Annotated in this window: 10 protein-coding genes; 5 read left to right on the plus strand and 5 right to left on the minus strand. The window is 46.5% G+C overall.

Going from position 1 to position 12,386, the window contains the following annotated elements; genetic code table 11:
* Positions 1-2: 2 nt before the first annotated feature.
* Positions 3-503, plus strand: coding sequence for a peroxiredoxin family protein (locus tag BEL05_RS04690; protein ID WP_394230430.1), 501 nt, complete (start codon positions 3-5; stop codon positions 501-503).
* Between the two features lie 4 nt (positions 504-507).
* On the opposite strand, the gene BEL05_RS04695 is transcribed toward BEL05_RS04690, so the two are convergent.
* The 5 genes from BEL05_RS04695 to BEL05_RS04715 all read right to left on the minus strand — a co-directional run bounded on the left by BEL05_RS04695 (position 508) and on the right by BEL05_RS04715 (position 7,557).
* Positions 508-918, minus strand: coding sequence for a DUF3010 family protein (locus BEL05_RS04695; RefSeq protein WP_069670450.1), 411 nt, complete (start codon positions 916-918; stop codon positions 508-510).
* 67 nt (positions 919-985) lie between these two features.
* Positions 986-2,701, minus strand: a complete 1,716-nt coding sequence (locus BEL05_RS04700) for a hypothetical protein (protein ID WP_069670451.1) — start codon at positions 2,699-2,701, stop codon at positions 986-988.
* Positions 2,702-3,243: 542 nt separating this feature from the next.
* On the minus strand, positions 3,244-3,996 hold the full coding sequence (locus BEL05_RS04705) for a phosphoadenylyl-sulfate reductase (protein WP_175427318.1): 753 nt from the start codon (positions 3,994-3,996) through the stop codon (positions 3,244-3,246).
* Entirely contained in the window at positions 3,989-5,686 is a 1,698-nt protein-coding gene (gene cysI / locus BEL05_RS04710) for an assimilatory sulfite reductase (NADPH) hemoprotein subunit (RefSeq protein WP_028764177.1), read from the minus strand. Before cysI ends, BEL05_RS04705 begins: the two co-directional genes overlap by 8 nt.
* Positions 5,687-5,772: 86 nt before the next feature.
* Positions 5,773-7,557 (minus strand): assimilatory sulfite reductase (NADPH) flavoprotein subunit, encoded by a 1,785-nt coding sequence (locus BEL05_RS04715; protein ID WP_069670452.1) that lies wholly within the window; start codon positions 7,555-7,557, stop codon positions 5,773-5,775.
* 337 nt (positions 7,558-7,894) lie between these two features.
* Here BEL05_RS04715 and BEL05_RS04720 point away from each other — a divergent pair, with 337 nt between their 5' ends.
* The 4 genes from BEL05_RS04720 to BEL05_RS04735 all read left to right on the plus strand — a co-directional run bounded on the left by BEL05_RS04720 (position 7,895) and on the right by BEL05_RS04735 (position 12,209).
* On the plus strand, positions 7,895-9,067 hold the full coding sequence (locus tag BEL05_RS04720; RefSeq protein ID WP_069670453.1) for a Re/Si-specific NAD(P)(+) transhydrogenase subunit alpha: 1,173 nt from the start codon (positions 7,895-7,897) through the stop codon (positions 9,065-9,067).
* Positions 9,067-9,342, plus strand: a complete 276-nt coding sequence (locus BEL05_RS04725) for an NAD(P) transhydrogenase subunit alpha part 2 (RefSeq protein ID WP_028764174.1) — start codon at positions 9,067-9,069, stop codon at positions 9,340-9,342. Before BEL05_RS04720 ends, BEL05_RS04725 begins: the two co-directional genes overlap by 1 nt.
* Before the next feature lie 6 nt (positions 9,343-9,348).
* A complete protein-coding gene (locus BEL05_RS04730) occupies positions 9,349-10,731 on the plus strand; it encodes an NAD(P)(+) transhydrogenase (Re/Si-specific) subunit beta (RefSeq protein WP_028764173.1) in 1,383 nt (460 codons plus the stop codon).
* Between the two features lie 218 nt (positions 10,732-10,949).
* Positions 10,950-12,209 carry a MipA/OmpV family protein gene (locus BEL05_RS04735; RefSeq protein WP_245686938.1) on the plus strand — a complete coding sequence of 420 codons (1,260 nt, stop codon included), beginning with the start codon at positions 10,950-10,952 and terminating at the stop codon, positions 12,207-12,209.
* Positions 12,210-12,386 lie beyond the last annotated feature (177 nt).

Here is a 12,386-nt window from a genome sequence, read left to right on the forward strand (position 1 = left end):
TAATGCTTAGCGTGCTATGGAATAACGCCGCACAGGCCACAGACTTAAAAGTTGGAGACAAAGCGCCTGATTTTAAGCTGCAAGCGACCGATGGCCATAGTTACCAGCTGAGTGACTACCTTGGTAAGCAGACATTAGTGCTTGCATGGTATCCGATGGCCAACACCCGCGGCTGCACCTTGGAGTGTAAATCGTTAGTGCAAAAAGGCAGTTTGATTCGCGAGTATAATGCGGTTTATATGATGGCCAGTGTCGATGACCTTGAGGACAACCAAAAGTTTGCCAAGGAGCAAAAAGCAGACTTTCCAATGTTAAGCGATCCAACAAAAGAGACGGCTAAAGCCTACGACGTACTCAATTTAGTCCGTGTCGCCAGCCGAGTGACCTTCTATATTGGCAAAGATGGCACCATCTTAAAAATTGATGACGACATTAACCCAGAAACAGCGGCAGAAGATATTGCCGCCACCCTGGCCGAGCTGGGCATTGAAAAACAGAGCTAACCGATTAAGTTAATGCCTCAAAGGCAAGGTCATAAGCCTTGCCTAAATCCACTGTTGTTGGCTTCGCTAATTTTAGGTCACTGTACTTTTTGTCGCTTGCTCTAAGCGTGGCTGGATGAACAAAACTCAGCGGAACCTTAACCACAGCAAGCATCACCCCTTCCAGAATAAACGTACCTGCACCGCCGGCTCCCTGTCCCGTTGTTGCACGGCGATTGACCACTATCTGTTCAATGGCATGCCGTTCGCAGTAGGCTAATAACGTTTCACAAAAGATCGCTATATCCGCTTGCGTCGGTGCTTTAGGAATCGCTATCTTGTTGAGTTTATCGGCCACCAACTCATGCTGCTCACGTGTACCGTTAAGGTTCACGATACGAACTTCATTACCCTTTAAAAATAATCCTGCAATCATCCATTATCCTTCCAGAAAAAAGCCCCATAACATTGATGGGGCTTAACGTGCTCAATTGATTCCGTGATTATTGATGAGTCTGTACCCATGAATCAATCACAATACCTTGCGCGTTCACATCCATATCGACCTTAAGCTTCATATTGTAATCTTTAAGGCTCTCAAACTCAGGAGGAACGGGTTCTCCGCTCATGGCCATCAAAGTCATCATAGGCTTGAACATCTTGCCATAATCAGCAGACATGGTGACTAAACCATTACTCGTTAGGGGTTCTGCGGTTAACGCCTCAGCGATGGCTTGGCTCTTTTCACCGCTGTAAACGGCTAAATGGTTACCTTTAACGGCCATCTTAGCACTGACACCTAAAGTAGGAGGCAGACCCAACGCAGCGCTTAAATCGATCGCACTGCCATCGCTAGGCAACTGCACATTTGCCAATTCAGGCGCAAAAGGCTTAACCATATTAAACAGGGTTGCGGGGTCATCTGCAGAAAGTGTCACTATCGCATCAAGCCCTTTTAACTCAATCTGCTGGGTTGCATCAGATAACTCGTAGTCCATTAACGACATCGATAGCCCTTTGACACCATTAGCCATGCCGGTAAACATGCCTAACATCGCAGGACTTTGGCCTTGCATCTGTGCTTGCATCTGTTGCAGGGGCGCACACTCATATTGAGGCGTTAGTAGATCATCCCATACCTTACTGATTGCAGGCACAAATTGATTAACGTCTACCCCTAGCCCCATGGAAAAGACACTTGTCTTAACATCTTGTGTGTAAGCAGGCAGAAAACCACGGATCTGGCTCAGCGCGCCCATAATCACCTGATTATTACTCTCAATTACAGTGCTAAAGCCCATAGTTGTCTGCTTATCTTTTACCGCAAACTCGGTATATCCCATGACAGTGCGTGGCCAATTAGCGGCGATACCATTGAGTTCGCGATTACACACCTCAGATCTCAGTTCAACAAATGGATCGTCATTAACCATGGTGAACAGATGAGTTAACTGTTTGGCGAGCTGATTACCATCTTGGGTCGTTATCGCTTTGACCAGTTCTTGATGGTTGATATAGCTAACCCCATCTTTAAGGAAGCCATGTTTAGCGAATATATCTTCGATAATACCTGACTCGGAGATAGGATTGGTGACAGGCTTAATACCCAGCGCCGTTTCTAATAAAGCCGGATCGCTAAAACTGGTCGCTAAAGTAATCGTTAGCATCCCGTTGTCGATAGCAAAAACAAGATCGATTTGCTCTTCTTCACCAGGCTCTGTGAGCGGGTAAGCGCGATAATCGACTTGAGCTAGCTTACGCATCTCATGGTTTAAACCACTTTCAGCCTCTATGCTATCTAACAATGCCCAAAACACTTCTGGATTAGCAATATCTAACTTAAGCACGGGTAGCGCGCCCAAGGTGTAAAAATAACTGGTCAGATCCTCGGGAAGACCAAAGGTGGTGACAAACGTCTGTCCATCTTTCATCCCTTGCATATAACGATTAAATAGGCCAAAGAAAAACTTAGCACGAGGTTCGTTTTCATCTTGCATTAAAGCCTGTAATTCTTGCGGATACTGCTTCTGTGCGTCAGGAATCGAATCAATATAATCCTTCAGTGGAAACGGGGTGAACTGTGCTGAAAAGACAGGTGTATCGGCTGGAACATAAGCCAGCGCGGCATGGCCAGGCTGCTGTTCAGTACCATTTTGCGTTGCCCAATAGGCGCCGGCTCCAATTGCGATCACCGCCGCTGCCACTAATGCCTTCTTCATTAAAAACTCCCTTTAAAATATCGATAGCAGCCAAGACTGTGAGTCAGCCGAAAGCTCGCAAACAAAAATTGTTGCACAGATAGTACTATATGGATGAATAGAAAGGGAAATGTGATTTATACCAATGTCCGCTGAGTTGCTTGTGATCATTGGAGCTATCCCTGGATAGCCACATCGGGCTATCCAGGGCCTAAAGCTATTAAATTAGCGTGCGCCAGCAAACCAATCAAACATCAAGCTCTCGCCAAAGCGAGTTTGTTTCAATATCGACGGCAGCTCTGCCTGTAACTTTAAAGAGGAAGAAAAGTTACGTGATCCAATTTAGATCTGATACAGACGAGATATCAAAACCATCTACGGGAACTTACAACTATAGATCAAGATAATGACCTGTGCATAACTGTGTGCAAAAAAAGTGCACAAATCAGAAGTAAGTATTAAACACCAAATTCTAAACATTAAAAAAATCAATTATTTAAACAATATTCAATTTCATAAAATACAGGTTAGCCGCTCAACATCAGCGACTAATCCCGTTAAGCCTAGATTTCGTAATGCAGTCCACACTCACGTTTTAAACCGTTAAAACGGGTTTCCTCTTCGCTCATGCCTAGCTCTAACGGCTTACTCGAATGAGTATCACCCACCGACACATACCCCTGCTCCCACAATGGATGATAAGGTAGGTCATGGGCAGTTAGATACTCATGCACATCCTTATTGCTCCACTCTAATATCGGCAACAGCTTATAGCGATCGCCATGAATCGCTAAAATAGGCAAGGCTTCGCGAGTGGTCGATTGCGAACGACGCAACCCAGCAAACCAAGTTCCCACATTGAGATCGCTTAGTGCATTTTGCATCGGAATCACTTTATTGATCCGATTATACTGCTCCAATCCATCTAAACCTTGCTCCCACAAGCGTCCATAACGAGCCTCTTGCCAGGCGCTACTGTGTGGCGCTCGATAGGTTTTTAGGTTCAAGCTTAAACGCTCAGTTAACTGGTCAATAAACTGATAGGTTTCGGGAAAAAGGTATCCCGTGTCAGTGAGTATTACCGGAATATCACTTTGCGCTTGGCTGACCAGATGCAGCATCACAGCAGCCTGAATACCAAAACTCGATGACAGTGCATGATTCCCCGGCAAGTAAGCCAAGCCCCACACCACACGTTCACTTGGACTGAGCTTGGCTAAAAACTCATTCACCTGCGTTAATACGGCTTGCTGTTCAACTTTTGGCGCAGACAACAGCGCCAATAGTTCCTCAGCGGTCACCACTGAATTATCCATGAAAATCCCTAGCAGCATCGAGCACTGCTTTCACCACGCCAACGCGCACGGTGAAATTACCAAAGGTTTCATCTGTTTCGCGCTCACTGACATAACGAGCAAACAGGGCATCAAGTTCAGATAAGATCTCTGCTTCTTGAATATTCTCACGATAGAGTTTATTCAAACGCGTCCCTTCAAAACTAGCCCCTAAATAGAGGTTGTAACGTCCTGGCGCCTTACCCACTAAACCGATTTCAGCCGCAAATGGACGCGCACAACCATTAGGACAACCTGTCATGCGGATCACAATACCTTGGTCGAGAAAGCCATGTTTTTCTTGCAGCGCCTCAACTTTGGTTAAGAAGTCGGGGAAGTAACGTTCCGCCTCTGCCATCGCCAATGCACAAGTCGGTAGTGCTACACAAGCAATTGAATGGCCACGCGTTTCACTAATCAACTTGCCCATCAAGCCATGACTGCGAGCAATCGCTTCAATTTGTGCTTTGTCGGCTTCGGCCACACCCGCAATGATGATGTTCTGATTAGAGGTCATACGGAAATCACCTTTGTGTACCAAGGCTATCTCGCGTAACCCCGTTTGCAATGGTTGACCCGGCAGATCTTTAATGCGACCACCTTCAATAAATAGGGTTAAGTGCCACTGATCATCAACACCTTTGATCCAACCATAACGATCACCACGATCGCCGATCACAACGTCACGTTTAGGCTCAAACTTTATCCCTGCACGCTTTTCCACTTCAGCTTTAAACGCCTCAAACCCATGTTTTACAATGGTGTATTTAAGACGAGACTGTTTACGATCGGAACGATTGCCCCAGTCACGCTGCACCTTAAGTACCGCTTCGGCAAACTTAAGGCAGTCTTGTGCCTGAATAAAACCAAAATCATCCCCAAGACGCGGGAAGGTAGCGACTTCACCATGGGTCGATCCCATTCCACCACCAGCAACCATATTAAAGCCAATTAACTCACCCGCTTCAGCCACCGCGACGAAACCAAGGTCATTGGTATAAACATCCACGTCATTATCTGGCGGCACAGCAACGGCCATCTTAAATTTACGTGGCAGATAAGTCTTACCGTATACCGGCTCAACTTCATCACCTTCACTGACAGCAACTTTGTCATCACCCAGCCAGATTTCAGCGTAGGCTTTAGTGCGTGGTAAATAATTGTCTGACAGCTTTTTGGCCCAGTAAAAGGCTTGTTGGTGCAATCTAGACTCAACGGGGTTTGGATTACACATCACGTTGCGGTTGACGTCACCACAAGCTGCGATTGAATCTAATGCCTCTTTGTCGAGATCTTGAATCAAGGTCTTCAGGTTACGCTTTGGAATACCGTGATACTGAAACGTCTGACGTGTGGTAAGACGAATGCTATTTGAACTGGTAAGGTTTGTGGCAATTTTATCGACCCCTAACCATTGCTTAGGCGTACACACACCACCAGCCACACGAGCACGTAACATAAAGCTATATAAAGGCTCTAGTTTTTGCTCTTTACGTTCATTACGCAGATCGCGGTCATCTTGTTGATAGAAACCATGAAATTTGATGAGCTGCTGGTCACCTTCACTGAACGAGCCTGTCAATGAGGTATCTAAACCCTCTTCGATGGTGCCGCGCAGATAGTTACTGTCTGTTTTAAGGTATTCGTTTACTGATAATTTCTGATCACTCATGGCTAGCGCCTCATCCTTTTCGAGCAGCGGCATCACCACTGCTCGTTAATCTTTTTAGTCAAATCTACGGGTATCAAGACGTAGGGTTAGTAAACGTCTTTTTGATAACGCTTATCGCTACGCAGTGCTTCTAAATACGCTGCCGCCTGTTCATCATCTTTACCGCCAAACTGTTTAACCACCTCAAGAAGTGCCTGATGCACATCTTTGGCCATACGCTCTGCATCACCACAGATATAGAGATGTGCCCCGTTTTCTAACCACTGCCATAACGCTTCGCCGCGCTCAGTAATACGATGTTGCACATATATTTTGTGTGCTTGGTCCCGTGAGAAAGCTGAATCCAAACGGGTCAGGCTGCCATCATTGAGGTATTGCTGCCACTCGGTTTGGTAAAGGAAATCTTGTTCAAAGTGCGGATTACCGAAAAACAACCAGCTCTCTCCAGTCGCACCTTGCACGGCACGCTCCTGCATAAAGGCTCTGAAAGGCGCTACACCTGTGCCTGGGCCTATCATGATCACAGGCGTTTCTGGGTTCTCGGGTAAACGGAAGTGGTTGTTAGGCTCAACATAAACCTTCACTTCAGCTCCCTCATCAGCAGTCGCTAAAAATTGCGACGCGCCACCGAAACGGCTGGTGCCATTACGCTGATCTTCAACCAACGCCACAGTTAGATGTACTTCAGATTCCACTTCACTTTGACTCGATGCAATGGAATAGAGTCGCGGCGTGATTGGACGTAACAACTCGACCAACTGAAAGGCGGTGATATCAACGGGATACTGGGCAACAAGATCTGCTAGCTGATGATTGAGCACAAACTGACGCGTCTGTTCTCTATCTTCACTCAGTGCTAGTAATGCTTCATCACCGCTTAGTTGTGCCCAGTTTTGCACCAATCCTGGGTAGAGCTGAGTCAACTCTCGTTTTTCAGTTAATGCTTGGCTCAAGCTGAGCGTTTCATCACCAAGTGTTACTTGGGTTGCGCCATCCAGTGATAATTGCTCAATAATCTCATTCACTAAATCGGCAGAGTTAGTAAACCAAACCCCTAGCGCATCCCCCACTTGATAGCTCAGTCCTGATTCACCTAGGTCAATCTCAACATGACGAACGTCTCTGTCTGAGTCTCGCCCCGTCAGTTTTTGGCTGACAAGCAACTCGGCACTATAAGGCTTTTGCTTAGTGAAAGCTGAGCTGGTCGCTGACGTCACTGAAGAGATAGACACTACACTGGCACTCGCGGCACTGATTAACGGCTTCACCGCTTCAAGTACATGTTGCTGCCAAGTGCTCGCAGCTGCTTCATAATCCACATCGCACTCTGTTAGCGGCACAATCGATTTTGCCCCGAGCGCGGCAAGGCGCTGCTCAAAGTCTTTACCGGTTTGACAGAAAAACTCATAACTTGAGTCGCCTAAGGCTAACACTGAGTAATGTAAATTTTCTAAACTTGGCGCACGTTTCGACGCCAAGAACTTATGCAGTTCAATCGCATCATCAGGAGCTTCACCTTCACCATGGGTGCTGACCACAGCCAGTAGTAAGGTCTCCTGTTTTAGTTGACGCACCTTGTAATCAGCCATCGAAACCAGATTAACGGCATAGCCTTGGGCCAGTGCCTTCTCAGCAAGTTCGCTGGCAACGCCCCTGCCATTACCTGTCTGACTACCATATAAGATAGTAATGGTTTGCTCAGGGGTGCTTTCAACACTTCCTGTGCTAGCACCCAATTGCGCTGTCGCAGATAGATACCCACCCACCCATGCCAATTGCACAGCACTTAATTCTGCAGTGAGTTGCTTCAGCTTATCCACCTGTCCTTGAGACAGTGGAGAAGCCAGTGATGAAAGCTCTTTTAACAACATGGAAGACGGCCCTATATCAGTGTAATGAGCCTAGCTTAGTCCCTTACGTGAAAAGCAAAAAAGAATAAAATCTAATTTTTAATTCGATTTTGGAATATGCAAAGGTTACTATTTGAGCTACAAAAGTGAGGGTGGCGATAAAGTTTTTCGAAAAGAGTGCAGTTAACCACAGAATTTGAAATGAAATTTTGTGGCCTAGCGCAAATAAATTGCTCTGACCAGTGCTAAACACCTAAATATGAAAAATTCGCGCTTGTGTCTGATTTCAGACTCGCCACAATAACGAGCCTACAAAACATTAATAACGACGTCTGTCCCTAACTAAGAGGTTTCCTCAGTGAAACTAGGTCTACCTAAAGAGAGCCAAGCCGACGAAAAACGCGTAGCGTTAATTCCGGCCAACGTGACTCGGTTAATCAAAAAGAACCTCCAAATCCTTGTTGAAAGCGGAGCTGGCCTTGCGGCGGGTTTTAGCGATTCAGAATACCAGGAAGCAGGAGCGACTATCACCAGCCGTGAGCAGCTATTTCAAGAGGCTGAAATCATCACCTTAGTTAACTGTAAAGGTCAGCAATTTGATGAGATCAAAGCACTCGCTAAGCCAAATCAGTTATTCATTGGCATGATGGATCCCCTAGCTAATCCGGACAATGCGAAAATGCTTGCATCAACGGGCACAACGGCTATCGCGCTTGAACTGGTACCACGTATTACACGTGCGCAAAGCATGGATATTCTCTCTTCCATGGCAACGATTGCTGGCTATAAAGCAGTGCTATTGGCCGCCCATCATGCACCGCGACTCTTCCCCATGATGATGACTGCAGCGGGCACACTAAAACCGGCACGTGCATTTATCATGGGGGTAGGTGTGGCTGGTCTACAAGCTTGTGCGACCGCGAAACGACTCGGCGCAGTGGTTGAGGCCTATGATATTCGCCCCGCCGCCCGTGAACAGATCCTCTCGGTTGGCGCAAAGCCGGTAGAACTCGATCTTGAAACCGAGAACACAGAAACCAAAGGTGGTTACGCAACTGAGCAAAGCGACGACTTCCTCAAGCGTCAGCAACAGGCGATGACCAATGTATTGGCCCAGCAAGATATCGTGATCACCACCGCGGCGATTCCAGGCCGTAAAGCCCCTGTTCTTATTACCAAAGAGATGGTTGATGGCATGAAGCCTGGCACCATTATTGTTGACTTAGCGGCTGAAACGGGTGGTAACTGTGAGCTAACTCGTCTTGATGAGATTGTGGTTCACAATGGTGTCACCATTTTTGGCCCAGCCAATATTCCCGGTACGGCAGCCACCCATGCCAGCCAGATGTACGGGACTAATATTGAAAACTTGCTCAAGCTGCTGATCGATAAAGAAGGCCAGCTTAACTTAGACTTTGACGACGAGATTGTACGTGACACCGTTGTCGTACACCAAGGTGACGTGGTTAACGCGCGGATCCGAACACTATTGGGCATGCCCGAAATTGCTGCGCCAGAGGAGGCTCAATAATGGAAATTCTATTACTACTCACCCTATTTATGGTGGCGGTATTTTTAGGTGTCGAACTGATCACTAAAGTGCCACCAACACTGCATACACCATTAATGTCAGGTTCAAATGCAATCTCAGGGATCTCATTAGTTGGCGCACTTCTATCGGCCGGTTCTGGCGCGGGCATTTGGGTCAATGTGTTAGGTTTTATCGCTGTGGTACTTGCCACAATTAATGTTGTTGGTGGCTATATGGTTACCAACCGCATGCTTGCCATGTTTAAAAGGAAATAAGCTAACATGAGTATGACGATTATTTATCTCGCCTACCTTGTGGCTGCGAGTCTGTTTATTTTAGGTATCAAAGGCCTCACTAAACCACGCACTGCGGTACGTGGTAACCAGTTATCGGCCTTAGGTATGTTTATAGCTGTTGTGGTAACCCTTTTTGATAAAAGCATTTTAAGCTACGAATGGATCATCGCAGGGGTATTACTGGGCGGAACCATTGGTGCTGTGATGGCCACCAAGATTCAAGTCACGGCAATGCCACAGATGGTCGCCCTGCTTAACGGTTTTGGTGGTGGAGCATCGCTATTTATCGCCATGGCGAGCTTCCTCGATCCCGAATCAGCAACCCATCTGGTGGCGCTTATCTCTATCAGTTTAACTGTACTGATTGGTGCGGTGACGCTTTCTGGTTCGTTTGTGGCTTTCGCGAAACTCCAAGAGCTGATCTCGGGTAATCCAATTAGAGTACCCGGTAATAAGTTTATCAATGCTGTGTTATTGATTTCAGCCATTGGTCTCTCTATTGCTATAGTCCTCGACCCTAGTAATACCGCGCTAATTTATGCTTTAGTGGCGGTATCATTACTGCTAGGCCTATTCCTCGTCGTCCCTATTGGTGGTGCGGACATGCCTGTTGTGATTGCACTGCTTAACTCATACTCAGGTATTGCGGCGGCGACCACAGGTTTCATCACAGGTAACACGGTACTGATTGTGTCTGGTTCACTGGTCGGTGCGTCGGGGATTATTCTGACACAAATCATGTGTAAGGCGATGAACCGTTCGCTATTTAACGTGCTGTTTGGCGTCATGGCGGAAGGCGGCGAAACCATCGATGCCGATGAAGTCTACGCAGGTAAAGTCACCTCATCATCGCCTGAAGAAGTCGCTATGCTATTAGAAACCGCAGAGCGCGTAGTTATTGTACCTGGTTACGGATTAGCCATGGCCCAAGCTCAACATGCGGTGCGTGAACTGGCCTCAGTACTTGAAGGACGTGGCGCACAAGTCTTGTACGCGATTCATCCGGTTGCAGGGCGTATGCCAGGGCACATGAACGTACTGCTGGCAGAAGCAGAAGTGCCTTATGAGCAGTTGATAGAGATGGATGAGATCAACCCTCAGTTTGAGCAAACCGACGTGGCTATTGTTATTGGTGCCAACGATGTAACCAACCCTATGGCGCGAGAAGACAAAGGTAGCCCAATCTATGGCATGCCGATTCTTAACGTAGACAAAGCGCGCACCGTGGTTGTGGTTAAACGTTCATTGAGTCCAGGTTTTGCTGGACTGCCTAACCCCTTGTTTGCCAAAGACAACACTTTAATGTTGTTTGGCGACGGTAAAAAGGCAATTGTGGATTTAACCCAGAGCCTAAAAGAAGCAGATTAGTCTAATCGCTGACATATTAAAAAGACCGCGATGCGGTCTTTTTATTTTTCTAGCCCTTTTAGACTTTGACCTGTTGAAAACCTAAATAAACGCTTGATTTTTAACCGCCTTGTAGCATCCTATGACTACGGCTCATTGGCTAAACTAATAATATGAAAACGATAATTTCACTCAGCCCCCTCATACTCTCGTTATCACTGATAACGCCCTTATCACTCATGGCAGAAGAAACCTCTACACCACAGGCCAACTACCGCACTGACGATTGGGGGGTTGCTATTGGTGTCCGTCGTGGCGATATTCCCTATGCCGTTGAAGACGATGAAGTCTATGACGTACTGCCACTACTTAAATTTGAAAGTGACTATGCCTTTATCAATGGTATGGAAGGTGGCGTACATTTATGGCAGCAGGGCGATCATCAAATTAATGCTTATACCCGCTTTCGCTTTGTCGATATTCCTAAAGAGTTACAAAATGAATCTCAGGCGCAAGCCTTCGATTTTGGACTGCAATACAAATTTACCCATGGACCTTGGGAAGCCGACGTTGCCTTGCTTTCTGATTCGCACAAACGCGGCTACCTTTACACGCGAACTAAATACCACTGGCAACAAGGCGACTGGAAGCTCACCCCCTATGCAGAGTTTCAATGGAAGAGCGACGACTTTAACCAGTATTACTATGGATTAGAGCAATATGACGTCGGCGGTGGCGTTCAAGTAAACGCTGGTGTAGAGGCACGTTACCATGTAGTCAGCAACCTTTACCTACTTGGCCAATTTGGCATTGGACGTTTGGAAGACAGTGTATCGAATCTGCCAAGCATAGACACCGCCTACCAATATGAGTCCTTTTTTGGATTTGGCTTCTTTCCTGAGCCTAACAAAAAGAGCTACCGCTCGGTGCCCTATAGTGATGACAGTGATGAGTTTTTGCGGCTCTCTCACGGCTGGGCTACGCCCTCCAATCTCAATGAAATATTAAACTGGAACACGCGCACCGATCCCTATAATAACCAAATGAGCTCGCTGTTTTACGGTACCCGCTTGAGCGAGACACTATTTACCCTGCCCATTGAACTTTATTTTACCCCCGGTTTGGCTTGGCATCACAGTTCTGAAGTGCAAAATGATTTAGCTGAGGCGGTCGTCGCCATTAAAGCATTCTATACCTTTGAGCTAGGACCAAGATTTAGATTAGGCGTAGCCGAAGGGCTCTCTTATGTCAGCAGCCTTACCCATATTGAAGGTTCTGAAATTGAGGAGAAAGGTTATAAACCATCAAAGCTACTTAACTATCTTGATTTCTCGCTCGACCTCAACATGGGCGACCTATTCAACAGCCACAACATGCGAAACATGTGGCTAGGCTATGCTATTCACCATAGATCGGGCATATTTGAAACCAGCTCAGCATTTGGGCGTATTAAAGGCGGCAGTAATTACCAAACAATTTACCTGCAATGGCATTTCTAATCTGCCATCCAGCCTACGCAGGTTTGTGGCCAAGAATCATTCTGGCAACAAATCTGAACATATTTGTGACGTTCAACAGTGATCCGATCAAGTAACCGTTGCGTATTGCTTGCATAAATAGGAGTCATCTGATTATATAATCATCGATAGTGAATTAATCTGAGTGTTAATTGAGGA

Origin of the sequence: Shewanella colwelliana (assembly GCF_001735525.1) — a bacterium.
GTDB lineage: Bacteria > Pseudomonadota > Gammaproteobacteria > Enterobacterales > Shewanellaceae > Shewanella > Shewanella colwelliana.